The 24,162-nt window shown below is 71.6% G+C and carries 24 protein-coding genes; 19 read left to right on the plus strand and 5 right to left on the minus strand.

Going from position 1 to position 24,162, the window contains the following annotated elements; all coding sequences use genetic code 11:
• Positions 1-44 precede the first annotated feature (44 nt).
• On the plus strand, positions 45-1,805 hold the full coding sequence (locus tag EZ242_RS04355; RefSeq protein WP_167784633.1) for a sensor histidine kinase: 1,761 nt from the start codon (positions 45-47) through the stop codon (positions 1,803-1,805).
• Here the strand turns inward: EZ242_RS04355 and EZ242_RS04360 are convergent.
• Genes EZ242_RS04360 through EZ242_RS04380 form a run of 5 tightly spaced genes read right to left on the minus strand, consistent with a single transcriptional unit; the run spans position 1,694 to position 5,663 of the window.
• The gene (locus EZ242_RS04360; RefSeq protein WP_135283869.1) at positions 1,694-2,059 is read right to left on the minus strand and encodes a cupin domain-containing protein; all 366 of its coding nucleotides are present in this window, start codon (positions 2,057-2,059) and stop codon (positions 1,694-1,696) included. The genes EZ242_RS04355 and EZ242_RS04360 overlap by 112 nt on opposite strands.
• Positions 2,060-2,071: 12 nt before the next feature.
• Positions 2,072-3,109 carry a quinone oxidoreductase family protein gene (locus EZ242_RS04365; protein WP_135283870.1) on the minus strand — a complete coding sequence of 346 codons (1,038 nt, stop codon included), beginning with the start codon at positions 3,107-3,109 and terminating at the stop codon, positions 2,072-2,074.
• The gene (locus EZ242_RS04370; protein ID WP_240786971.1) at positions 3,109-4,005 is read right to left on the minus strand and encodes a beta-keto acid cleavage family enzyme; all 897 of its coding nucleotides are present in this window, start codon (positions 4,003-4,005) and stop codon (positions 3,109-3,111) included. The genes EZ242_RS04365 and EZ242_RS04370 overlap by 1 nt, the downstream gene beginning before the upstream one ends.
• 22 nt (positions 4,006-4,027) lie before the next feature.
• Positions 4,028-4,795, minus strand: coding sequence for an SDR family NAD(P)-dependent oxidoreductase (locus EZ242_RS04375; RefSeq protein ID WP_135283871.1), 768 nt, complete (start codon positions 4,793-4,795; stop codon positions 4,028-4,030).
• Position 4,796: 1 nt separating this feature from the next.
• Entirely contained in the window at positions 4,797-5,663 is an 867-nt protein-coding gene (locus EZ242_RS04380) for a dioxygenase family protein (protein WP_135283872.1), read from the minus strand.
• A gap of 157 nt (positions 5,664-5,820) precedes the next feature.
• On the opposite strand from EZ242_RS04380, the gene EZ242_RS04385 reads away from it, so the two are divergent.
• The 18 genes from EZ242_RS04385 (at position 5,821) to EZ242_RS04470 (ending at position 24,156) form a co-directional block, all read left to right on the plus strand.
• Entirely contained in the window at positions 5,821-6,870 is a 1,050-nt protein-coding gene (locus EZ242_RS04385) for a LacI family DNA-binding transcriptional regulator (RefSeq protein WP_135283873.1), read from the plus strand.
• 22 nt (positions 6,871-6,892) lie between these two features.
• On the plus strand, positions 6,893-8,317 hold the full coding sequence (locus tag EZ242_RS04390; protein ID WP_135283874.1) for an amidohydrolase family protein: 1,425 nt from the start codon (positions 6,893-6,895) through the stop codon (positions 8,315-8,317).
• A 55-nt stretch (positions 8,318-8,372) separates the two neighbouring features.
• A complete protein-coding gene (locus EZ242_RS04395) occupies positions 8,373-9,878 on the plus strand; it encodes an ABC transporter substrate-binding protein (protein ID WP_167784634.1) in 1,506 nt (501 codons plus the stop codon).
• A gap of 11 nt (positions 9,879-9,889) precedes the next feature.
• Positions 9,890-11,221, plus strand: coding sequence for an amidohydrolase family protein (locus EZ242_RS04400; RefSeq protein WP_135283876.1), 1,332 nt, complete (start codon positions 9,890-9,892; stop codon positions 11,219-11,221).
• A 15-nt stretch (positions 11,222-11,236) separates the two neighbouring features.
• The gene (locus EZ242_RS04405) at positions 11,237-12,181 is read left to right on the plus strand and encodes an ABC transporter permease (protein ID WP_135283877.1); all 945 of its coding nucleotides are present in this window, start codon (positions 11,237-11,239) and stop codon (positions 12,179-12,181) included.
• Complete coding sequence (locus EZ242_RS04410; RefSeq protein WP_135283878.1) at positions 12,178-14,133, plus strand: dipeptide/oligopeptide/nickel ABC transporter permease/ATP-binding protein; 1,956 nt, start codon at positions 12,178-12,180, stop codon at positions 14,131-14,133. The genes EZ242_RS04405 and EZ242_RS04410 overlap by 4 nt, the downstream gene beginning before the upstream one ends.
• A complete protein-coding gene (locus tag EZ242_RS04415; protein ID WP_135283879.1) occupies positions 14,130-15,161 on the plus strand; it encodes an ABC transporter ATP-binding protein in 1,032 nt (343 codons plus the stop codon). The genes EZ242_RS04410 and EZ242_RS04415 overlap by 4 nt, the downstream gene beginning before the upstream one ends.
• The gene (locus EZ242_RS04420) at positions 15,158-16,501 is read left to right on the plus strand and encodes an amidohydrolase family protein (protein WP_135283880.1); all 1,344 of its coding nucleotides are present in this window, start codon (positions 15,158-15,160) and stop codon (positions 16,499-16,501) included. The genes EZ242_RS04415 and EZ242_RS04420 overlap by 4 nt, the downstream gene beginning before the upstream one ends.
• Positions 16,498-17,478, plus strand: coding sequence for a tripartite tricarboxylate transporter substrate binding protein (locus EZ242_RS04425; RefSeq protein ID WP_135283881.1), 981 nt, complete (start codon positions 16,498-16,500; stop codon positions 17,476-17,478). Before EZ242_RS04420 ends, EZ242_RS04425 begins: the two co-directional genes overlap by 4 nt.
• A 29-nt stretch (positions 17,479-17,507) precedes the next feature.
• Positions 17,508-18,503: a Bug family tripartite tricarboxylate transporter substrate binding protein gene (locus EZ242_RS04430; RefSeq protein ID WP_135283882.1), complete on the plus strand. Its 996-nt coding sequence runs from the start codon at positions 17,508-17,510 to the stop codon at positions 18,501-18,503.
• Between the two features lie 57 nt (positions 18,504-18,560).
• Entirely contained in the window at positions 18,561-19,007 is a 447-nt protein-coding gene (locus EZ242_RS04435; protein ID WP_135283883.1) for a CopD family protein, read from the plus strand.
• A 52-nt stretch (positions 19,008-19,059) separates the two neighbouring features.
• A complete protein-coding gene (locus EZ242_RS04440) occupies positions 19,060-19,512 on the plus strand; it encodes a hypothetical protein (RefSeq protein ID WP_135283884.1) in 453 nt (150 codons plus the stop codon).
• A gap of 89 nt (positions 19,513-19,601) precedes the next feature.
• The gene (locus tag EZ242_RS04445) at positions 19,602-19,925 is read left to right on the plus strand and encodes a hypothetical protein (RefSeq protein ID WP_135283885.1); all 324 of its coding nucleotides are present in this window, start codon (positions 19,602-19,604) and stop codon (positions 19,923-19,925) included.
• 9 nt (positions 19,926-19,934) lie between these two features.
• A complete protein-coding gene (locus EZ242_RS04450) occupies positions 19,935-21,365 on the plus strand; it encodes a TolC family protein (RefSeq protein WP_135283886.1) in 1,431 nt (476 codons plus the stop codon).
• Between the two features lie 19 nt (positions 21,366-21,384).
• Entirely contained in the window at positions 21,385-22,803 is a 1,419-nt protein-coding gene (locus EZ242_RS04455; RefSeq protein WP_135283887.1) for a multicopper oxidase family protein, read from the plus strand.
• A 14-nt stretch (positions 22,804-22,817) separates the two neighbouring features.
• Complete coding sequence (locus EZ242_RS04460) at positions 22,818-23,333, plus strand: cupredoxin domain-containing protein (protein ID WP_135283888.1); 516 nt, start codon at positions 22,818-22,820, stop codon at positions 23,331-23,333.
• A complete protein-coding gene (locus EZ242_RS04465) occupies positions 23,330-23,821 on the plus strand; it encodes a DUF411 domain-containing protein (RefSeq protein ID WP_135283889.1) in 492 nt (163 codons plus the stop codon). The genes EZ242_RS04460 and EZ242_RS04465 overlap by 4 nt, the downstream gene beginning before the upstream one ends.
• On the plus strand, positions 23,818-24,156 hold the full coding sequence (locus EZ242_RS04470; RefSeq protein ID WP_205960585.1) for a copper-binding protein: 339 nt from the start codon (positions 23,818-23,820) through the stop codon (positions 24,154-24,156). Before EZ242_RS04465 ends, EZ242_RS04470 begins: the two co-directional genes overlap by 4 nt.
• The last annotated feature ends 6 nt before the right edge of the window (positions 24,157-24,162 follow it).

Genomic DNA, 24,162 nt, shown 5'->3' on the forward strand with positions numbered 1-24,162 from the left:
TCATCTTCCCCTCGGGTCCTGCTCTCGGGCGCGCCCGCCCTTCCATGGAAAGCGACAGCGAAGTGTTCGACCCCTTGCAGCCGACCCGCAGCGGCGAGGCCGCGCTGCGCGAAAGCGAGGAGCGCTTCCGGCTCACGTTCGACGAGGCGCCGATCGGCATGGCCGGCACGGACGGGCGCTTCCTGCGCGTGAACAAGGTGCTGTGCGAGATCGTGGGCTACACCGCCGAGGAACTGACCGGCCTCACCTTCCAGGCCATCACCCACCCGGAGGACCTGGACTCCGACCTGGCGCTCGCAGGCCAGCTCGCCCGCGGCGAGATTCCCCGCTACACGCTGGAAAAACGCTACCTGCGCAAGGACGGCAGCATCGTCCACATCCGTCTGAGTGGCTCCGTGCTGCGCGACGCGCAAAGCCGTCCCTTGCACTTCATCGCCCAGGTGGAGGACGTCACCGAACGCTGGCGCACCGAGCAGGCGCAGCAGTTCCTGGCCGAACTTGGGCCCGCACTGGATTCCAGCCTCGATTGCGAGCAGATCCTCGACCGGGTCGTCGCGCTGACGACGCGAACGCTCGCGGACGCCTGCATCGTGATCGACGCCTGCGCGGACGAGCGCCTCCTGCACAAGCGCGCGGCCTGCCGCGACCCGGCACGCCAGCGGATGGTCGAGCCGGTGCTGCACCTGACGCTGGACCCTGCCGGGCCCCACCTGCTCGCGAACGTCATGCGCGCGCGCCAGGCGACCCTGTTGCGCCACCCGTCCGACGAGTCCCTGGCCGCTCTCTCGCAAACCCCTGAACACCTGCGCCTGCTGCGGGCGTTGGAGATCGCCTCCTTGGTCGCGGTGCCGCTGGTGGTCGCAGGCCATGTGATCGGCGCCGTCGCGCTGATCGCATCCGCTGGCTCCCGTGAGCACGACGCGCGTGACCTGCTCCTTGTCGGGCAGCTGGGCTCGCGCATGGCCTTGGCCATGGCCAATGCCCGCCTGTATCGCATGGCCTCCGAAGCCAGCCAGCGGCGCGACGAGGTGCTGGCCATCGTTGCGCACGACCTGCGCAATCCGCTCAACGTGATCGCGACGCAGGCGGCCCTGCTGCGGCGTGCGCAGCACCGCCAGGCCATCGAGAGCGCCATCGCCGGCACCATTGGAAGCGCCGCGGTCCGGATGACGCGACTGATCGAGGACCTGCTGGACATCAGCCGCATCGAGGCGGGGCAGCTCTCGGTGCACGCGGCGCCGCTGGACACCTTGACGCTGCTGCGGGAGTACCTTGCCGCGCAGCAGGCGCCGGCACAGGCCGCAGCGATCGCGTTGCGGCTGGACGCGCCGCCGCAACTCGCACCGGTGCGGGCCGACCGCGACCGGCTGTTCCAGGTGCTGGACAACCTCGTCGGCAACGCGCTGAAGTTTGCGGGTGATGGCGGCCAGGTCACGCTTGGGGCCGAGGAGCGTGAGGGCGAGGTCCTGTTCTGGGTGCACGACACCGGCCCGGGAATCCCGGCGGAGCACCTTCCGCACCTTTTCGACCGCTTCTGGCAGGCGCACCGCGCGCGCCGCGACGGCGCGGGGCTGGGACTTCCCATCGCCAAGGGAATCGCGGAGGCGCAGGGAGGCCACATGGGGGTGGACAGCGCGCCAGGTCAGGGTGCGCGGTTCTTCTTCACCCTCCCCCGGGCCGATCGGTCCCCGGGTCAGCCAGCCGCCGGCGCGGCCAGCGGCATCACGAGCAGCACGAGCGCCGGGCGCGGCCCCGGGTTGTCCAGCCTGCGCGCCTCCCCTGGTGCGAAGCGGCAGGAGTCGTAGGGCCCCAGTTCCACCGTCTGCGGCGGCTCGTCCGGCATCTGCGCCGTGAAGCTCACGCGGCCCTCCAGCACGAAGTACAGCTTCTCCATGGGGGACGGGTCCAGCGTGGTGTGGCCGCCGGGGAGGATCTGGCTCATCCCCATCCACATCTGGGCGGAGGGGCCGGCCTCCTTGCCCTGCAGCCGCAGGCAGTGCATGTCGAAGTGGTTCGGCGCCTCGTAGGGCTGCGCCGTGTCGAATCGGGTCAAGTGCATGGCAGCTCCGGTTCAGGGATGAAGCACCACCCGGTCGGGGCTTCCGCCCAGCACCGCGCGGTACGCCTCGGCGGCCTCGTCCAGGCTGTAGGCGCGCGCGACGGGAAAGGGGCGCAGCGTGCCTGCCGCGAAGCCCTGGTGAAGGGCGTCCAGGCGCGTGGCCGTCTCCACGCAGTCCAGGGCCAGCGAGTCCACGCCGACGAAGGTGTGCATGCCCCGGTAGAAGGCGAAGATGTCGAAGGGCACCGCCCGGTCCTGGGTGGCGATGAAGATCTGCGTGCCACGCTTGGCCAGCGACTTGTTGCCCGCCTCGAAGTAGGGGCTGCCGACGGTGTTGAAGACCAGATCCGCGCCCCGACCGCCAGTCAGGTCGCGCACCGTGGCGGCGACGTCGCAGGCGCTCGCGTCGATGGCCTCCACCGGGGTGCACGCGAAGCCGGGATGCGGCCCGGCGCGGCGCTGCACCGCCAGCACGCGCGCGCCGGCCTGCGCCGCCAGTTGCACCGCCGCCTGCCCCACCTTGCCGTTGGCGCCCAGCACCAGAACCACCTGCCCCGCCCGCGGCCAGCCGCTGCGCAGGAACCCCTCGCAGGCGGTGGCGAAGGGAACGCCGACGGCGGCGGCCTCGTCCATCGAGAGGCGCGAAGGGATTGCCCGCAGGGCGGCCACCGGCAGCTCCAGGAAGCAGGCATGGGAGCCGTCGCGGGTGATGCCCACGTCGCCACCGGAGCCGTAGACGCTGCGCCCCAGCCACTGCGCCGGTCCCGCCACCACCGTGCCGGCATAGTCGCGGCCCGGCGTGCGCGGCCACGCGGCCTGGGGCATGAGGCCCAGGGCCGCCTTGGCGTCGCTGGGGTTGACGGCCGCGGCGGCGATGCGCACCAGGGCGTGGCCCGGCGCGGGCGCGCGCTGTGGCTGCTCTACCACCTGCGGGGCCACGGCGTCGATGGAATCGGCCTTGGCCAGCAGGCGCAGCGCACGGCCGGGCGTCGAGTCCTGGCGGGCGCTGGCTTCGGGTTGTTCTGGGAAGGTGCTTTCTTGCGTGGCCATCAATGCTCCAGTTGCAGCAAGCCGCGCGCCTCGCGGGCGCTCGCCACCTGGCCGCCCAGGCTTTCGATGATGTCGCGGGCCTTGGCCACCAGCTGCGCATTGCTGCGCGCCAGCTCGCCCCGGGCCAGGTAGATGTTGTCTTCCATGCCCACGCGCACATGCCCGCCCGACAGCCAGGCCTGGGCCACCATGGGGAACTCCATGCGGCCGATGCCGAAGGCCGTCCAGAAGGCGCCCGTGGGCAGCATCTCGCGGGCATAGGCCACGGTCTGTGGCGAAGGACCGAAGCCGTACTTCACGCCCATGACGAAGGTCCACATGCCGGGCCCCTCCAGCGTGCCGTCGGCGATGAGGTCCAGCGCCAGGTGGATGTCGCCGCTGTCGAAGATCTCCAGCTCCGGTCGCACGCCGGCCGCGCGGATGGCCTGGGCCATGAGGCGCACATTGCGCGGCGTGTTGATCACCACGTCCGGGCCGGAGTTCATGGTGTTGAGGTCCAGCGAGCACACATCGGGCCGGATGGCGGTGATGTGCTCCACGCGCTTGAGCGGCGGCAGCAGGGTGGTGCCGGGCGCGGCGACCTTGGGGTCCTCCTCGCTGGGGACGAAGCGCCCGCCCGGGCCGGTGGTCAGGTTGATGATGAGCTCGCGGTTCTCGCGGCGGATGCGGTCCACCACGTCCCGGTACAGCGCCACGTCCATGGAGGGGCGTCCGGTCGCCGGATCGCGCACGTGGATGTGGACCTGGGCCGCGCCCGCTTCCCCCGCGGCCAGGCATTCGGCGGCGATCTGTTCGGGCGTGATGGGCAGGTGCGGCGTGTGTTCGGGCTTGACCAGGTTGCCGGTCACCGCACAGGTGATGACGGTCTTCTGCGCCAGCGGATTCGTCCAGCTCACGGCAGGCTCCTCGCGTTCGGGCTCACAGGTGGCGCCCTCCGTCCACCACGAGGCGCGTGCCGGTCACGAAGCGCAGCGTGGTGGCCAGGGCCTCGATCGCGGCGGCCACGTCGTCGGGCTGTCCCACGCGGCCCAGCGGCGTGGTGGCCGCCGTCCTGGCATTGAAGTCGGCGCCGCGCCCGGGAACGAAGCCCGAGGCCACCACGCCCGGCGAAACCGAGACCACCCGCACCGCCGGCGCGAGCGCCTTGGCCAGCGCCTCGCCCACGATGTCCACGCCGGCCTTGGCCGCCACGTAGGCCAGGTTGCTGCCCGTGCCGGTGAAGCCGGCGATGCTGGACACGTTGGCGATGAGCCCGTCGCCGCTTTCCTTGAGCAGCGGCGCGAAGGCACGGATGGTCGCGAACACGCCGCGGAAGTTGGCCTGCATCAGCGCGTCGATGAGCGCGTCGTCCAGGCCGTCGAGGTCGGCGGCGGGCACCGGCCGGGTGAAGCCGGCGCTGTTGACGAGGATGTCGCAGCGCTTCCACCCCTCGCGCACGGCCGCGGCGGCCTGCACCAGGGTGGCGCTGTCGGTGATGTCGGCGCGCAGCGCGCCGTGGCGGCCTTCGGATGGCGCGGGAAGTTCGTCCGCGCGGGCCTGCGCGGCCTGCGGGTCGCCCCGGTGCAGCAGCACGCAGGCAGCGCCCAGGGCGGCCAGGCGCCGCGCCGTGGCCAGGCCGATGGCGCCCGTGCCGCCGGCGATGACGGCCACCTTGCCGTCGAGTCGGGTCTGGGGTTCGAAAGCCATGTCAGGGAATGGGGGGAGTGGGAAACACGGTGGGCCCGGGGACGAGCCGGAAGTCGCGCTGCAGCTCGGCGGCGCCCCCGGTGTCCTGCTCGGCGAGCTGCCCGACCAGCGGCTGCGTCACGCCGAACACCGGGTCCGTGAGGAGCGCATCCTCTTCGTCCAGGAAGACCTGCGTGACGAGCACGCGGTAGCCGGGCTTGCTGACCATGAAGTGCAGGTGCGCCGGCCGGTTGGGATGGCGCCGCTGGGCGCGCAGCAACTCGCCGCAGGGCCCGTCGGTGGGCACGGGGTAGCCGGCCGGAACCACGGTGCGGAAGTGGTAGGCGCCCTGTGCGTCGGTGCTGAAGCGTCCGCGCAGGTTCATGTCGGGCTGCTGCTCGTCCTGGTTCTCGTACAGGCCCACCGGAGAGGCCTGCCAGGCATCCACCGTCACGCCCGCCAGGGGCTCGCCGGATTCGTCGTACACGGTGCCGCGCACCAGCAGCTCGCGTCCGGGGGTGTCGCCGCGCGCGATGCTTTCGCCCGGCTGGCACACGGGCGCGTTCGCGCGCCAGAAGGGGCCGAGCAGCGCCGCATGCGTTTCGCCGCCGGGGTCCAGGTTGTTCTGTAGGGCAACGACCGTGGACACGCCCAGCAGGTCGGACGCCAGGATCACCTCGTTCTTGGTGGGGCCGGTGGCCTGGCCGATGCCGACCAGGAAGCCGATGGCGCGTTCGAACTCGGCCTCGGTCAGGCGCACTTCCTGCACGTAGGCATGCAGGTGGCGCACCAGGCCGCCCATGAGCTCGCGCAAACGCGCATCGGGCGTGTTCTCCATGGCCGCCAGCACGGCGGGCAGCACCGAATCGGGGGATGAGATCAGTCGCATGGCAACGGTCCGGCTGCAAACGTTTGCGGGATTGTGGGCGCCCCGACTGCCCCAACCGCCTCGGGTAAACCCGCGTTTCAAAGGTCTTGAGCTTTGCGGCGACCTCCCCAAGAATGGCGCAAACGTTTGCCACCCCTTCGCCACCCACTCCGTCCGCATGCTCCCTACCCCGCCAGTCACCATCCGCGACGTCGCCCAGGCGGCGGGGGTGCACGTGTCCACCGTCTCCCGCGCACTCGACCCGCGCCGCCGCGCCGGCGTGAGCGCCGAGATGGTGGAGCTGGTGGAGCGCACCGCGCGCCGGCTCGGCTACCGGCCCAACCGTGCCGCCTCGGCCCTGCGCACCGGGCGCACGCACACCATCGGGGTGCTGGTGCCGGACATGACGAACCCCGTGTTCCCGCCCATCCTGCAGGGCGTGGAGGGCTGCGCCGCCGCGCGCGGCTGCTTCGTGCTGGTGGCCAATGCCTCGGACCCGGCCATGGCAATGGGCGTGGTGGAGCGCATGCTGGCCCAGCAGGTGGACGGGATCGTGCTGGCCACCGCCGCCCGGGAGGATCCGCTGGTGGACTTCATCACCGCGAGCGGCCTGCATGCCGTGATGGTCAACCGCGCCGACGAATCCGGCCGCCTGCCCTCGGTGGTGAGCGACGACCGGCTGGCGATGAAGCTGGCGGTGGAACACGTGCTGCGCACGGGCTGCCGCCGCATCGCGCACCTGGCCGGCCCGCAGCACCTGCCCACCGGCGCGGGGCGCCTGCACGGATTCGAGCAGGCCCTGCGCGAGGCCGGGCAGAGTGCGGCCGGCGTGGAAACCTGCGAGTCCTACAGCCGCGAGGCCGGCCGCAGCGCCATGGCGCAGCTGCTGGCCCGCGTGGGCAAGCGCCTCGACGCCGTGGTGTGCTGCAACGACCTGGTGGCGCTCGGCGCCTACGACGCCCTGCGGGCCGCGGGCCTGCGCATTCCCGAGGATGTCTCGGTCACCGGCCACAACGACATGCCGCTGGTGGACATGGTCAACCCGCCCCTGACCACCATCGGCCTGCCGCACCGGGAGCTCGGCTGGCGCGCTGCGCAGCTGCTGTTCGAACGCCTGGACGGCACCTCCCTGTCCCCCGCCACCGTGGTGCTGCGCCCCGAGCTGGTGGTGCGCGCATCCACCCTCGCCCTGCGCGACGCTGCCGCCATGGCCGCGCCTCGCGCCTGACCGCCTCCCCACGAAGGACCCCATGAGCCAGAACCTCCTCATCAAGAACGCGACCATCCTGTCCATGGACCCGGCCGTGGGCGACTTCGCCGACGCCGACATCCTGGTCCAGGGCGACAAGATCGCCGCGGTCGGCCCGAACCTGAACGCCGGCGACGCCGAGGTGGTGGACGGCCGAGGGCGCATCGTCACGCCGGGCATGGTCAATGCGCACATCCACACCTGGGAGTACCAGCTGCGCGGCATCGGCTCCGACTGGGTGGGCAACCGCGACTACCACGCCAACATGCACAAGAAGCTCGCGCTGCACTACGAGGCGCGCGACGTGTACCTGGGCAACCTGCTGGGGGCGCTCAACCAGCTGCGAAACGGCACGACCACCATCGTGGACTGGTGCCACATCCTGCGCGACGCCGAGATGACCGACGTCGCCATCGATGCGCTGGAGGAGTCCGGCATCCGCGCCGTGTTCGCACGCGGCACCGTGAAGCCACCCGAGCGCCCCGGCGAGATCCCCTTCCACAAGAAGCCCTTCCCGCGCGAGGAAGTGCATCGCCTGCGCACCGGGCGCCTGGCCTCCGACGACCGCCTGGTGACGCTGGCCATGGCCATCCTCGGTCCCGACTGGGGCGAGTACGACGTGGCGGTGCACGACATCCGCCTGGCACGCGAGTACGGCCTGATCAACTCCGCGCACACCTACGGCCGCAAGGGCAAGCGCGTGGTGGAGGACGGCTACCCGCGCCTGGCCCGGGAGGGCCTGCTCGGGCCGGACCACAACATCGGCCACGGCAACTGCTTCGACGAGGACGAACTCAAGCTGGTGCTCGACGCCGGCTGCACCATCACGGCGACCAACCTCACCGAGATGCTCAATTACGAGCAGCCCGCCATGCTGGGGCGCATCGTGAAGTACGGCGCCACGCCCTCCATCGGCACCGACTGCGATCCCTACTTCAACAGCTCGATGCTGTGGGTCATGCGGCACGCCTTCCTGCACCAGCGCGAGCTGGACAACCGCAGCCTCTGGAAGGAAGGCCAGTGGCCGGCGAAGACGCAGCACTCCACCCTCACGCGGGACGCCCTCTACTGGGCCACCATGGGCGGCGCCAAGGCTTTCGGCCTGGACCGCAAGACCGGCTCCATCACGCCGGGCAAGCAGGCCGACCTGATCATGTTCGACACGCGGACCATGAACCTCTTCCCCGGCGGCGCGGGCGGCAACCCGGCGCACCTGGTGGTCATGTACGCCGAGACCTCCGACATCGAGAACGTGCTGGTGGCCGGCCGCTTCGCCAAGCGTGCAGGCCGCCTCACCTTCGACGCCCAGCGCCTCGAACGCCTGAGCGAGGAACTGCTGCACTCGCGGCTGCGCCTGTTCGAGCAGGGGCAGTTCCGCTGCGAGCCCGTCGAGCGCGGACCGCAGCCAGCGCACTTCCACATCTGAAACCGGGTCCGCCCGGCGCCTTCTCATCGACCCGTCCTCACAGGAGATTTTCACGATGACGAGCAGCGATTCGAACTTCTGGACGCGCCTTCGCGTCCTCCTGGCCGCCACGGCGCTTGCCCTTGCCGCCGCGCCCGCACTGGCGCAGCCCGCCGGCACGCTCAAGTTCGGCACCAACCAGCAGGTGGACGACTGGGAGACCCTCACCAAGGCCAACAGCACCTACACCTCCCTCATCTACGAGGGCCTGGCGGACATGGCCGCCGACGGCGTGACCCTGCGGCCCAAGCTCGCCGCCTCCTGGAAGGAAAGCCCCGGCAAGCTGGAGATCACGCTCAAGCCCGGCGTGACCTTCCACGACGGCACGCCCTTCGATGCCGCCGCGGTGGTGAAGAACCTGGAACGCGTGCGCGACACGCCCAGCCAGTGGCGCGGCGTGCTCAACCCCGTGGAGAAGTTCGTCGTGGTCTCGCCCACGCGCGTGGACATCCACCTCAAGCGCCCGGCCCCCAACCTGCTGCCCAACCTCGCGCGGCGGGGCGCCTACATGGTCTCGCCCAAGGCGCTGGACGACGGCAGCTACAAGACCCACCCGGTGGGCACCGGCCCCTGGAAGTTCGAGCCCAAGGACAGCGTCAAGGGCCTGCGCACCGTGGTGAACTGGTACGACGGCTACCACGACCCCAAGAGCGTCGGGCCGCGCCGCATCGAGGTCACCCACATCAACGACCCGGACAGCCTCTACAACGCGCTGCGCACCGGGCAGGTGGACATCGTCTGGACCAGCGCCTCCATCGCCAAGCGCGCCGAGCGCGAGGGCATGAAGACCACCTGGTTCCCCTCGGTGCTGTGGCACCTGCAGATGATGGACACGGTCAACACCTTCAACAGCCCCAAGCTGCGCAAGGCGATCTGCCACGCCATGAACCCGCAGGACTACCTGGACGCGGCCCTCGGCGGCAACGGCAAGGTGCACACGCAGCGCCTGCGCCAGGGCAACGTGGGCTACAGCCCGGACGTCAAGGGCTACCCGCACGACCTGGCCAAGGCCAAGGCGCTGATGGCCGAACTGGGCAACCCCAAGGTGGAATTCACCCTCGCCACCTTCGACAGCCAGCGCACCATCGCCGAGCTGTTCAAGGCGCAGATGGCGCAGATCGGCGTGGACGTGAAGCTGGACATCATGACCTTCGGCCAGTTCTTCAGCACCTTCCGCAGTGGCAAGTACCCGGCGGCCATCCTCACCGATTCGCAGGACACCGGCCCCTACGACTACTACCTCTATCACTTCGCGCCCACCGGCGCCGGCAACCCGCTCAAGACCACCTTCCCGGCCATCGAGTCGGCCGTGAAGGAGGCCCTCGCGGCGAGCGATCCGGCGGCGCAGAACGCGGCCTGGCAGAAGATGATCAAGGTGATCGACGACGAGGCCCTGGACTGCGGCTTCTTCGACTACACCGCCTACTGGGCCTACAACCCCAAGCGCATCGGCAACGTGAACTCGACGGTGGGCGACGTGGCGGTGTTCCGCTACCCGGAGGTCAAGGTCCTCGCGCCTTGAGTGCAGCGCCCATGACCCGCCAGACCTCCCGCATCCTGATCCAGCGAGCCTGCGTCCTCACCATGGACGCGGCGCTGGGCGACCTCACCGAAGGCGACGTGCTGCTGGAGGACGGCCGCATCACGGCCGTCGGCGACCAGCTGTCCGCCGAGGGCGCGCAGCGCATCGACGCGGCCGGGATGATCCTGATCCCGGGCCTGATCGACTCCCACACCCATATGTGGCAGGGTCCGCTCAAGGGCCTGGGCGCCGGCAACTGGGGCATGGCCGACTACCAGAAGCACGTGTTCCCGCTGCGCGAGAAGTTCGGTGCCGAGGACATGGGGGACGCGACCTTCGCCGCCGGCGTGGAGATGCTGGACAAGGGCACCACCACGGTGCTGGACTTCTGCCACAACGTGATGACGCCCGCGCACGCGGACCAGGCGCTCGCCGCGCACCGCCGCACCGGCCAGCGCATCGTCTTCGGCTACGGCATGCTGGGCAGCCACGGCGCCCCGGCCTCCGAGCAGGACTGGCGACTCGCGCAGGTTCGCGAGCTCGCCCGCACGCTGGACGCGAAGCCGACTTCGCTGCTGCGCCTGGGCATCGCCGTGGGTTCGCTGGAATACGTGGGGCTGGCGGCCATGCGCCGCGAGATCGAGACGGGACGCGAGCTGGGCCTGCCCATGAGCTTCCACCAGAACCCGCCGGGCCAGATCCGCGAACTGCACGCGGCCGGCCTGCTCGGGCCCGACCTGCTGCCCGTGCATGCCAACGTGGCCACCGACGAGGAACTGGCGGCCCTGGCCGCCTGCGGCGCCGGCATCTCCTTCACCGTCGAAGGCGAGTTCGGCGGCGGCCGTCCCATGTCCATCATCGGCCGCGCGCACCGCGCCGGCGTCACGCCCAGCCTGGGCGTGGACATTCCCTCGCGCGTGGCCATGGACCTGTTCTCGCAGATGCGCCTGACCTTCCACGTCATGCGGGCCGAGGAGGCGCTGGCCGAACGACTCGCAGGGCGCTGGCCGCTCGCGCGGCGGCCCGGAACGCCCCATGCGCAGCCCCGCCACATGCTGGAGTACGTCACCGTCAACGCCGCCCGCGCGCTCGGCCTGGGTGAGTGCCTGGGCCGCATCGCGCCCGGCTGCATCGCCGACCTGGTGCTGCTGCGAACCGATCCCTACGGCATGTCCGTGGGCGATCCGGCAGCGCACGTCGCCTTGCAGGCCAGCGCCTCGGACGTGGACACCGTCATCGTCGGCGGCGTGGTGCGCAAGCGCGGCGGCGAGCTGCAGGACATGGACCGCGCCGAGGCCGCCGCCGCCACGCGGCGGGTGCGCAGCCGCGTCCTGGCGCAGTGAGGCAGCGGGCCGGCCATGAAGCAGCTCCTGATCTCCCGCCTGCTGTCGGTGCTGCCCATCCTGCTGGCGGTCTCGCTCTTCACCTTCGCCCTCACCCGCCTCACCGCGACCGACCCGGTGGTGCAGATCCTCGGACCCGGCGCCTCCGAGCAGGACCGCATCGAGTACGCGCAGCGCCTGGGCCTGGACCGGTCGCTTCCGCACCAGTTCCTGGGCTGGGTAACCGACGCGGCCCAGGGCGACCTGGGCGTGTCCTACTACACGGCCCTGCCGGTCTCGCAGGCCCTGGCCAGTGGCATCAGCATCACGCTCACGCTGGCCGTGGCGGGCATGACGCTCGCGCTCCTCATCGGCATTCCCGTGGGCATCTGGGGCGCGGTGCGGCACGGCTCCTGGGCCGACCGGCTGGTCTCCATGGTGGTGGCACTCGGCCTCGCGGTGCCCAGCATCTGGCTGGCGCTGCTGCTCTCGCTGGTCTTCGCGGTGAAGTTGCAGTGGGTGCAGGTGGTGGGCTACACGCCGTTTTCCGACAGCCCCTTGCAGTGGGCGCGCGGCCTGGTCCTTCCGGCCTTCGCCTTGAGCGTGCACACGGCGGCGGTCATCGCGCGCCAGGTGCGCAGCGCCATGATCGAGGTGCTGCGCTCCAGCTACGTGCATGCGTTGCGCGCCCGCGGACTGCCGCAGCGGCTGATCGTCTCGCGCTATGCGATTCGCAACGCCATGGTGCCGGTGCTGAGCGTCATGGCCATCCAGATGTCGGTTCTGGTGGGCGCGAGCATCGCCGTCGAGCGCATCTTCGCCATTCCGGCACTCGGCACCCTGCTGATCGACAGCGTGGTGCGCGGGGATTTCCCGATCCTGCAGGGCGCCGTGGTGGTCATCGCCACCATCGTGCTGGCCGTCAACCTGCTCGCGGACATCGGCTACGCGCTCCTGAATCCCAAGGTGCGGCCCCAGTGAGCGCAACCACCCCCACCCCCGAAGCACTGGCACCGGACGGCGAGGCGCGCGCACCGCGCCGGCCCGGATGGCATGCCTTCATGCGCCCGCTGGCGCTGGTGCCGGCCGGCTTCCTGCTCCTGCTGCTGCTGTGCGCCCTGTTCGCGCCGGCCATCGCGCCGCACGACCCCTTTCTTCCCAGCATCAAGAACCGCCTGGCGCCGCCCGGCCCGGTGTACTGGCTGGGCACGGACGACCTGGGCCGCGACATGCTCTCGCGCCTCATCTTCGGCGCGCGCACCGCGCTGGTGGCTTCGTTCCAGAGCGTCTCCATCGGCCTGGTGCTGGGCGTGAGCATCGGGCTGCTCGCGGGCTACGTCGGCGGCTGGGTGGACCGCGCCGCCATGCGCTTCGCGGACGTGATGCAGTCGATCCCGGCGGTGCTGCTGGCGCTGGCCCTGATCGGCGTGCTGGGCAAGGGACTGGGCAATGCCATGCTCGCGGTGGGCCTGATCTTCTCGGTGAGCTTCATGCGCATCACGCGCGCCGTGGTGCTGGCCGAGCGCGAACAGCTCTACGTGGACGCCGCGCGGGTACTGGGCCTCCCGCCCCTGCATATCATGGTGCGGCAGATCCTGCCCAACGTGGCCGGGCCGCTGGTCGTGCAGGCGTCCATCGCCCTGGGCACGGCCCTGCTGATCGAGGCCATGCTGAGCTTCCTGGGCGTGGGCGCGGACAGCACGCAGGTCAGCTGGGGCGCCATGCTGGAGACGGCGCGCCAGTTCCAGAGCGAGCAGCCGCTCTTGCCCGTCATGCCGGGCCTGGCGATCACGCTCACCGTGCTGTCCTACAACCTGCTGGGCGACGTGCTGCGCGAGCGGCTGCTGCCCGGCGGCGGGCCGGTGGCGCGCGTTCGCGCGGGCGCGGCTGCGGCATCGGCGGCAGCGGCAGCCGCGGTGCCCTCCCCGGTGCAGCCCGAGGGCGCGGACGGCGGGGCCCTGCTGCAGGTTCGCGGCCTCACCGTCATGGCAGGCGAGTCCGAACTGCTCAGCGGAGTCGACCTGCAGCTGCGCCGCGGCGAGGTGCTGGGGCTGGTGGGCGAGTCCGGCTGTGGCAAGTCCATGACGGCCTCGGCCCTCATGGGCCTGCTGCCGCCCGGCGCGCGGATCGGGGCCGGGTCGGTGCGCCTGGGCGGACAGGAGCTGGTCGGCCTGCCCGAGGATGCCATGCGCCAGATCCGGGGCAAGCGCATCGGCATGATCTTCCAGGACCCGAACGCCGCCCTGTCGCCCGTGCACACCATCGGCACCCAGCTGGTGGACGCCGTGCGCGCCCACACGAAGGTGAGCCGGCGCGAGGCCCTGGCCCGCGCGGTGGAACTGCTGGAACTCGTGGGCGTGCCCGACGCCGCGCGCCGCATGAACGACTACCCGCACCAGTTCTCCGGGGGCATGGCCCAGCGCGTGGTCATCGCCGGCGCCCTGGCCTGCAAGCCCGAGCTGCTGATCGCCGACGAGCCCACCACCGCGCTGGACGTGACCATCCAGGCCCAGGTGCTCGACCTGCTGACCGAGCTGCGCGAGAAGCTGGGCATGTCGGTGCTGCTGATCACGCACGACCTGGGCGTGGTGGCCGACCTGTGCGACCGCGTCGCGGTCATGTATGCCGGGCAGATCGTCGAGACCGGTGGCGTGGAGGAGACCCTCACCACGCCGCGCCACCCCTACACCGCCGCGCTGCTGCAGGCCATGCCGCGCGGCCAGTCGGGACTGCGCAGCCTGGCCACCATTGCCGGACGCGTTCCGCCGGCCTGGGCGTGGCCGCGCGGCTGCCGCTTCCATCCACGGTGCCCGCGCGCCCTGCCCGCCTGCGCCGACGCATCGGTGCCGCTGGAGCACGGCGTGCGCTGCATCCGTGCCCAAGGCGACCCTGCGCCCGCGCCGGCGTCCACCTCCCTGGAGACCGCACGATGAGCACGCCGCTGCTGCAGGTGCGCGACCTTGCCGTCGAGTTCCGCCTCAAGCGCGGACTGCTGCGACCCGCGCGCACGCTCCAGGCCGTGCGCGGCGTGAGCTTCGACATCGAGCGCGGCCAGACCTACGGCCTGGTGGGCGAATCCGGGTCGGGCAAGACGACCATCGGCCGGGCCATCCTGCGGCTGGTCCCCAGCTCGGGCGGCAGCATCGTCTTCGACGGCCAGGACATCGGCGCTTTCGGCCGCCACACGCCGCTGGCGTACCGTCGCGACGTGCAGGTGGTGTTCCAGGACCCCATGTCCTCGGTCAACCCGCGCCAGAGCGTGGGAACGACGCTGGCCCAGGCCATCGCCCGCCACCGCCCCATGGACGCGGACGAGCGACGCCGGGAGGTGCGCCGCCTCGTCGACAGCGTGGGCCTGGCGTCCTACTACACCGAGCGCTACCCCCACGAACTCTCGGGCGGCCAGCGCCAGCGCGTCGCCATCGCCCGGGCGCTGGCGGTGCGGCCGCGCCTGATCGTGTGCGACGAGCCGGTGAGCGCGCTGGACGTGAGCACGCAGGCCCAGGTGATCAACCTGCTGGTGGACCTGCAGCGCGAGTTCGGCCTGAGCTACCTGTTCATCGCGCACAACCTGGACGTGGTGCGCCACATCAGCCACCGCATCGGCGTGCTGTATTTGGGGCGGCTCGTGGAACAAGGCGGCGCCGAGGCGGTGCACGGCGCGCCCAGCCACCCGTACACCCGCATGCTCATGGCCTCCACGCTGGTGGCCGACCCGAAGGTGCAGGCCCAGCGCTCGCGCGAGCGGCGCGGGCAGGTGCGCTCGGAGCTGCCCAGCCCGCTCGCGCCGCCGACCGGCTGCGCCTTCCACACCCGCTGCGCCTGGGCCGCCGAGAACTGCCGCACCGTGATGCCCCTGCTGCAGGCGGCGCCCCAGGCCGGCGTGCAGGGGGCCTGCCACCGCCTGCGCGAAGTCGCGGCGCCGCGCGCGGGCGCTCCCCTGGAAGGCGCTACCGCATGACCCCCCTCCTGATCCGCGGTGCCACCGTGCTCACCATGGACGCGGCCCTGGGCGACCTGCTGGACGCCGACGTGCGCGTGGAGCGCGGCCGCATCACCGCCGTCGGCCATGGACTGGCCGACGCCGGCGCCGAGGTGCTCGATGCACACGGCATGCTCCTGCTTCCGGGCCTCATCGATACCCACACCCACATGTGGCAGGGTCCGCTCAAGGGCCTGGGCGCCGCCATGTGGGGCATGGCGGACTACCACCGCCACATCTTCTCCCTGAGGGAAGCCTTCACGGCCGAGGACATGGCCGACGCCACCTTCGCCACCGGCGTGGAGATGCTGGACAACGGCATCACCACCGCGCTGGACTTCTGCCACAACGTGATGAGCCCGGCGCATGCCGAGCGCTCGATCGAGGCGCACGCCCGCACCGGCCAGCGCGTGCTGTTTGCCTACGGCATGCTGGGCAGCATCGACAAGCTGCAGGCCGAGCACGGCTGGCGCATGGAACAGGTGCGCGGGCTGGCGCGAACGCAGCCGAGCGATCCCGCGGCCATGGTGCGCCTGGGCGTGGCGCTCGCCTCGCTGGAGTACGCCGGCCTGCCCCTGTTCCGGCAGGAGGTGGAGCTGGCGCGCGAGCTGGGCCTGCCCATGAGCTTCCACCAGAACGTGGCCGGGCAGGTGCACGAGCTGCACGGGGCGGGGCTGCTCGGGCCGGACCTGCTGCCGGTGCACTGCAACCCCATCCTGGACGCCGAGCTGGAGCTGGTGGCGCAGGCGGGATGCGGCATCTCCTTCACGCCCGAGAGCGAGGTGGGCGACGGCCGCGACACCGCCGTCATCGCCCGTGCCCACCGGCGCGGCATCACGCCCAGCCTGGGCGTGGACGTGCCGTCCCGGGTGGCGCTGGACCTGTTCTCGCAGATGAAGCTCACCTTCTGGCTGCTGCGCCAGGAGGAAGCCGCCGCCGAGCGCGCCGCCGGACGCTGGCCCCTCGCCCGCTATCCGGGCACGCCGCGCGCGCAGCCCCGGCACCTGCTGGAGTACGTCACCGTGAACGCAGCGCGCGCCGTGGGACTGGGCGAGGTCCTCGGCCGCGTCGCGCCCGGCTGCCTGGCGGACCTGGTCCTGCTGCGTCCCGGCGCGTACGAGCCTTCTCTCGGCGACCCGGCCGCGCACGTGGTGCTGCAGGCCGGCCCGCAGGACGTGGACAGCGTGATCGTCGGCGGCGCCCTGCGCAAGCGCGGTGGCCGGCTGCTGCACCTGGACCGCGACGAAGCACGCGCCGCGACCCGCCGCGTGCGCGAGCGCCTCTTTCCCGTGTCCGTCCCCGCCTTGGAGAAACCATGAAACGAAGCACCCTGCTGCGCGCCGCCTGCGCGATGGTCCTGGCCGCGCCCTTGCTCCTGCCTGCCGCCCATGCGCAGGCCTGGCCCACCAAGACCGTGCGCATCGTCCACGGCTTTCCGCCCGGTGGGCCGGTGGACACGCTGGCGCGCCTGGTGGCGGCGCAATTCCCGGAACACTTCGGCCAGCAGGCCATCGTGGAAGGCAAGCCCGGCGCGGGCGGCACCATCGGCGCCAACTTCGTCGCCAAGGCGGAGCCGGACGGCTACACCCTCTTCCTGATGGCCTCGGGCCACTCGGCGGCGCCGGGCCTGTACAAGTCCCTGCCCTTCGACCCGGTGAACGACTACACCATGGTCTCCATGGTGGCGCGCAGCCCCTTCGCCATCATCGCGGGCCCGGGCTTCAAGGGCAGCACGGTGCAGGACCTGGTGGCCCAGGCCAAGGCCGCGCCCGGCAAGATCGACTACGGCTCGGGCGGCCAGGGCAGCGGCATGCACCTGGCCGCGGTGCTGTTCCAGTCGCGCGGCGGCGTGCAGCTCACGCACGTGCCCTACAAGGGTGGCGGCGCACCCGCGCAGGCAGTCGTCGCGGGAGAGGTGCCGATCATCTTCACTTCGCTGGCGGGCATGAGCGGCCACATCGAAAGCGGCCGCGCCAAGGCGCTGGCGGTGACCTCGGGTACGCGCTTTCCCGGCATGCCCAACATTCCCACCATCGCCGAGACCGTGCTCCCCGGCTTCGACGTGAGCGCCTGGTATGCGCTGGCCGGCCCGAAGAACCTGCCGCCGGACGTCGTCACCCGCCTGAACGCCATGGTGCAGGCCACCCTCGCCAAGCCCGCCATCCAGCAGACGCTGCGGGCCCAGGCCGCCGAACCCTGGCCCAGCTCCGCGCGCGAGGCGCAGGAGTTCCTGGCCACGGACGTGGCGCGCTGGACCCGCGTGATCCGCGACGAGAACATCACCACCGGCAACTGAGGCCGGCAACTTCAGAAGGAGACGAAGCGATGAACGGCCCGACCCTGATGAACCGCCGGCACGTGCTGGCAGCACTTGTCGCCACCGGCAGCAGCCCACTGGCCTTCGGCCAGTCCGCACCCGCCGACTATCCCCGCCAGCCGGTGAAGGTGATGCTGGGCTTTCCGCCCGGTGGCGGCGTGGACATCACCACCCGCCTGCTGGCCCAGGGCCTGGCCGACAGCACCGGCAAGACCTTCATCGTCGAGAACCGCCCCGGCGCAGGGGGGACCCTGGCCGCGGGTCAGGTCGCCAAGGCCGAGCCGGACGGCCACACCCTGTTCCTCATGGCCTCCGGCCACAGCATCGCGCCGGCGCTGTACAAGAACCTCAGCTACGACAGCGTGGGCGACTTCAGCATGATCTCCATGGTCACGCGCTTTCCCTTCGGCATCGCGGTCGCGGGCTCGTCCCCGATCAAGAGCCTGTCCGAGCTGATGAAGATGGCGCGCGAGAAGCCGCAGTCCGTGACGATGGGCCATGCCGGCGTGGGCACGGGCATGCACCTGGCGGGGGCGCTGCTGCAGAACCGCACCGGCGTGCGCTTCACCGAGGTGCCCTACAAGGGCGGCAACCTCGCCCCCATGGCCGCCGCGGCCGGCGAAATCGCTGCCGTCTACGACAACCTCGCCGGCATGGATCCGCTGATCCAGAGCGGGCGCCTGCGCCTGCTCGCCGTGAGCAGCGGCCAGCGCTGGCGCACCCTGCCCGATGTGCCCACGGTGGCCGAGGTCATCGGCGACAGCTACGAGGTCATGGGCTGGACCGCGCTGGCCGGGCCCAAGGGCATGCCCGCGCCGGTGGTGAACTACCTGGCCGCAGAGACGGCCAAGGTCATGGCCCGCCAGGACGTGATCGACCGGCTGGCCCGCCAGGGACTGGGCGCCGTGAGCTCCACGCCCGCGGAAGCCAGTCGCGTTCTCGCCAGCGAAGTGGCGCGGTGGCAGAAACTGGTGCGCGAGGAAAACATCAGCGTCGGAGGCTGAGCCGGCGGCTGCAGGCTCGGGGCAGCACAATCGCGGCTGCACCCTACCCTGCGCCCCATGCACCAGCTCCTCCTCTTCTTCCACCTTGCCGGCGCCATCTTCTGGATGGGCGGCATGGGATTCATGCTTCTGGCCCTGCGCCCCGCGGCGGCCGCGACCTTGCAGCCGCCGGAGCGCGTGCGCCTGCTCAGCGATGCACTGCGACGCTTCTTCGTGGTGGTGGGCGTCGCCATCGGCGTGCTGCTGCTCACGGGCGGCCTGCTGATGGCCGCGGCAGGCGGCCGGGGGCTGCCTCCCGGCTGGCATGCCATGGCGGGCATCGGCGTCCTCATGATGCTGCTGTTCGCCCACATCGTGGCGGCACCCTACCGCCGCCTGCGCGCTGCGGTGGCCGCGTCCCAGTGGCCCGAGGGCGCCCGCCGCCTGGGGCAGATCGCGCTGTTCGTGCGGATCAATTTCGCCCTGGGCTGGGTCGCGATCGCGGCCGTGGTGTTCTGGCGCTGAGTTCTTGCGGCCACGGGCGCCGCGAAGACCACTCGGCATAGAATCGCTGCCCATGTCGCGCTGTCGCCTCTTCCTGGCCTGGCTGCTCCTGCTGGCATTGCCCCTGCAGGGGCTCGCCGCTGCCGGAATGCAGGCCTGCATCGAGGCCGCCCAGTTCGCGACGGTCGCGGCCGCCGAGGTCGCGGCCGGTTCAGGGCACGGCAAGCACCACCAGGCCGGTCCATCGCAGCGGGATGCGCAGCACGACGGCCACCACGCCGGACACGCCGATGCGCAGCACGACGATGCGCATGCCCATGCTGCACCGGACGTCCCCCCGCCCTTGCTGAGCCTCGATGCCGGCCATGGCTGCAGCCTGTGCGCGGCCACCTGCCACGGCGTGGCCGTGGCCACCGAGAGCCGTGCCGAAGTCCTCGCCGCCGCGCCCCGGGTTCCCGCACCCGAGCCGCAGCCCTGGGGCGAGGGCCGCGCTCCGGCCCTGCCCGACAAACCTCCTCGCGCCTGAGTGGCGGCGGCCCTCGCGGCCGCCTCGCACCCTCCTGCCCGGTCGCCTCATGCGCCCGCGGCACCCCATGGCATTCCGAGGAGTCCACCTTGATCACCGTTCCCTCGCCGTCCTGGCCCCTGGCGCTGCTGGCCGCTGCCCTCGCAGCGCCCGCAGGGGCCCAGCAGGCCCCCGTCCCCGCCCCCCTGCCCGGGCACTCGCCGCTGCAGGACTACCAGCGCTTCCAGGACGCACCCGTGCGGCCCTGGAAGGAATCCAACGACACCGTGGGCCGCATCGGCGGCTGGCGCGCCTATGCGCGCGAGGCGCAGGCGCCCGAGCCGGCCGCTCCGGGCGGGAACGCACCCGGCACGGCCAATCCACCCCAGGCACCCGCGCCGTCCCGGCCGGCGGGTGCGCACCGCCACCACTAGGGGGGCAGCATGGCCTTTATTCCATGGCGACTCGGCGCGACCGCCGGCGCCGCGATGCTGCTGGCCGGTTGCGCCACCGTGGACATCGACCGCACGCTGGCCGACACCGGTCGGCTCACCGCCGAGGTCACGCAGGGCGCCCCGCTCGCCCTGGCGCGCACCGACGCCCAGCGCGACGAGCGTGATCGGCTGGCGAGCGGCCTGCTGGCCCAGCCGCTGGGCCCTGCCGAGGCCGTGCAGCTCGCACTGGCCACCAGCCCGGCCTTCCAGGCGCTGCTGGCGCAGGCCTGGGATGCCGAAGCGCGCGCCGCGCGGGGTGGCCGCATCGCCAACCCGGTTTTCAGTTTCGAGCGCTTTCGCATCGCCGATGAGCTGGAGATCAGCCGCATGCTGTCCTTCGGTCTCCTGGACCTGCTCACCCTGCCCCAGCGGCACGCCCTGGCGCAGGGCCGCATGGCGCTGGCTCGCGCCGAGCTCGCGTCTTCCGTGGTCGAGCACGTCTCGGGCGTGCGCCAGGCCTGGGTGCGCGCGGTGGCGGCGCGGGAGGTGCTGGGCTATGCCCGCCAGGTGCAGGAAAGCGCCGAGGCGGCAGCCGAACTTGCGCGCCGCATGCAGCAGGCCGGCAACTTCAACCGGCTGGAGCGGGCGCGGCAGCAGGCCTTCTATGCCGATGCTGCGGCGCGGCTCGCGATCGCCTCCCATGCCGCCACCGCGGCGCGCGAGGAGCTGGTGCGGCGCCTCGGCCTCACGCCCGCGCAGGCGTCCGCGCTCAAGCTGCCCGAGCGCCTGCCGGACGTGCCGGCTTCGCCGCGTCCCGTTCAGTCCCTCACGGAGCAGGCCATGACGCAACGGCTCGACGTTCAGCTGGCACGCCTGCAGCTCGCGCAGGCCGGTCGCGCCCAGGGCCTGGACCTGCTCGGCGCCCTCTTCGACACCGAGCTGGGCCTGCGCCGCGAGACGGTGTTCGACAACGCCGATGGCACGCGAAGCACCGGCCGAGGCTTCGAGCTGAGCCTGCGGGTGCCGCTCTTCGACTGGGGCGGTCCGCTGCGCGCTTCGATGAACGCGCAGTCCCTGGCCGCCGCCAACGGCTACGAGGCGGTGGTGCGGTCTGCGGCCTCGCAACTGCGCGAGGCGTACTCGGGGTACCGCACCGCCTGGGACCTGGCGCGCCACTACCGCGAGGAAGTGGTTCCGCTGCGCAGGACCATCTCCGAAGAGAACCTGCTTCGCTACAACGGCATGCTGATCGGCGTCTTCGAGCTGCTGGCGGACCAGCGCGAGCAGGTCGCCGCGGTGCAGGCCGCCATCGAGGCGCAGCAGCAGTTCTGGCTGGCCGACGCGGCCTTGTCCGCCAGCCTGGTCGGCCGCCCGCTCGGCGCATCCCCCATCACGTCTTCCGCAGCGCCGGCCGAGGCCGCAGCGGGCGGCGGGCACTGAAAACAGGAGCACCACTTCCATGACAAGCAGACGCAGTTTCCTCAGCGGCGCCGGCGCGATCACCGGTGCCGTCGCAGCCGCCTCGGTGAGCAAGGTGGCCCTGGCCGCCCTGCCCGAGCCGGTGCTCCAGACGCGGCCCGACACCATGCCGCCCCTGAGCCCGCCGACCGGGCGCCCCTACAACCCCGTGGTCACCCTCAACGGCTGGACCCTGCCCTGGCGCATGAACAACGGCGTCAAGGAATTCCACCTGGTCGCCGAACCCGTGGTGCGCGAGATGGCGCCCGGCATGAAGGCGCACCTGTGGGGCTACAACGGCCAGTCGCCCGGGCCCACCATCGAGGTGGTCGAGGGAGACCGGGTGCGCATCTTCGTGACGAACAAGCTGCCCGAGCACACCAGCGTGCACTGGCACGGGCAGCGCCTTCCCAGTGGCATGGACGGCGTGACCGGCCTCACCCAACCCGGCATTCCGGCCGGCAGGACCTTCGTGTACGAGTTCACCGCCCGGCGGCCCGGCACCTTCATGTACCACCCGCACGGCGACGAGATGGTGCAGATGGCCATGGGCATGATGGGCTTCTGGGTCACGCACCCGAAGGAGCGCCACCCGCTCATCGCGCCGGTGGAGCGCGACTTCGTCTGGCTGCTCTCGGCTTTCGACATCGAGCCGGGCGCCTACACCCCCAAGGTGATGACCATGCTGGACTTCAACCTCTGGACCTTCAACAGCCGCATCTTTCCCGGCATCGACTCCCTGAACGTGCGCCTGGGCGACCGGGTGCGCCTGCGCGTGGGCAACCTCACCATGACCAACCACCCGATCCACGTGCATGGGCACGAGTTCGAGGTGACGGGCACCGATGGAGGCCCCACGCCCAAGGCCAGCCGCTGGCCGGAGGTGACGACGGACATCGCCGTGGGCCAGATGCGCCAGGTGGAGTTCATCGCCGACGAGCCGGGCGACTGGGCCCTGCACTGCCACAAGAGCCACCACACCATGAACGCCATGGGCCACGACGTGCCGACGATGATCGGCGTGGACCACCGCGACGTGGTGCGCAAGATCACGAAGCTGGTGCCCGACTACATGGTCATGGGCGAGCGCGGCATGGCCGACATGGCCGAGATGGAGATGCCGCTGCCGGACAACACCATTCCGATGATGACCGGGCAAGGTCCCTTCGGCAGCGTGGAGATGGGCGGCATGTTCACGGTGCTCAAGGTGCGCGCCGACCAGAAGCCGGGCCACTACACGGACCCCGGCTGGTTCGCGCATCCTCCCGGCACCGTGGCCCACGAGTTCACCGGCGCCGCCCCCGCCACGACACAGGCCCCGGCGCCCGCCGGCGGCTCCATGCCCGCGACCCCGCGGCCCCCGGTCGAAGTGCAGGTGCGCAAGCCCGGCGCCGGCCGGTCCGGACATTCGAACCATTGATCCAGGAGCGATCCATGACCCTGCAACGACACTTCCTCGCCGCGGCCCTGGCGGCCCTCGCCCTCGCGGCGCATGCCCACGCCCCGGGCGCCGCGACCGGCAAGCACTCGTCCGCCGCGATGCAGCCCGCCGAGCAGCAGCCCTGGGGCATCGCCGGCGAGGCCCGCGCCGCGCGACGCACCATCGACATCGACATGCGCGACTCCATGCGCTTCTCGCCCGCGCACATCGAGGTGCGCGAGGGCGAGACGGTGCGCCTGCGCGTGAAGAACGCCGGCAAGGCGATGCACGAGCTGGTGATCGGCACCCGCGCCGCGCTGGACGAGCATGCCGCGCTGATGAAGAAGCACCGTGGCATGGAGCACGACGAACCCCACATGGCCCATGTGGCGCCGGATCGCACGGGCGAGCTGGTGTGGAACTTCAACCGCCCGGGCGATTTCCATTTCGCCTGTCTCATTCCAGGCCACTACGACGCCGGCATGACCGGCACCATCCGGGTGGTCCCCACCCAAGGAGCAAAGCAATGATCGACAAGACGACGATGCCGCGCCGCGGCTTCCTGGCCACCGTGGCCGCCCTGGCCGCCGCGCCCGCGCTGGGCCGCGCCGCCTCGCCCGCGAAAGCGGTCCCGGTCGAGGTCTGGAAAGACCCGAACTGCGGCTGCTGCGGCGACTGGGTGAAGCACCTGGAGGACAACGGCTTCCAGGTCAAGGTGAACGACGTGGGCAACACGGCCGCGCGCAGCCGCCTGGGGATCGATCCGCGCTACGGCTCCTGCCACACGGCGCTGGTCGAGGGCTACGCCATCGAAGGGCACGTGCCCGCGGCCGACATCCTCCGCCTCCTCCGCGAGAAGCCGCAGGCCCTGGGGCTCGCCGTGCCCGGCATGCCCGTGGGTTCGCCGGGCATGGACGACCCTGCCTACGGCGGGCGACGCGACGCCTACAAGGTCCTGCTGCTGGCGCGCGACGGCAGTTCGCGCGTGTGGCAGGCCTACCCGGGGAACAAGGCATGAACGCGCGCGCCCTGCTGGTCATGCTGGCCCTCGGGACCGGCGCCTGGACGGTCCAGGCCCAGACACCGCCGCCCGACCCGACCGTCCCGGCCGCCTCGGCGCCCGCCGAGGCCGACTGGACCGAGGGCGAGGTGCGCCGGGTGGACGCCGCAGCCGGCAAGCTCACCCTGCGCCACGGGCCGATCCGTCACCTGGACATGCCCGGCATGACCATGGTGTTCCGCGCCGCCGAACCCCAGCTGCTGGACGGCCTCAAGACCGGCGACAAGGTGCGCTTCAAGGCGACCGAGTCCCAGGGGCAGTACACGGTGACGGCGCTGGAGCCGGTGCGCTGAAAAGCG

Source organism: Ramlibacter rhizophilus (genome assembly GCF_004681965.1).
Lineage (GTDB): Bacteria > Pseudomonadota > Gammaproteobacteria > Burkholderiales > Burkholderiaceae_C > Ramlibacter > Ramlibacter rhizophilus.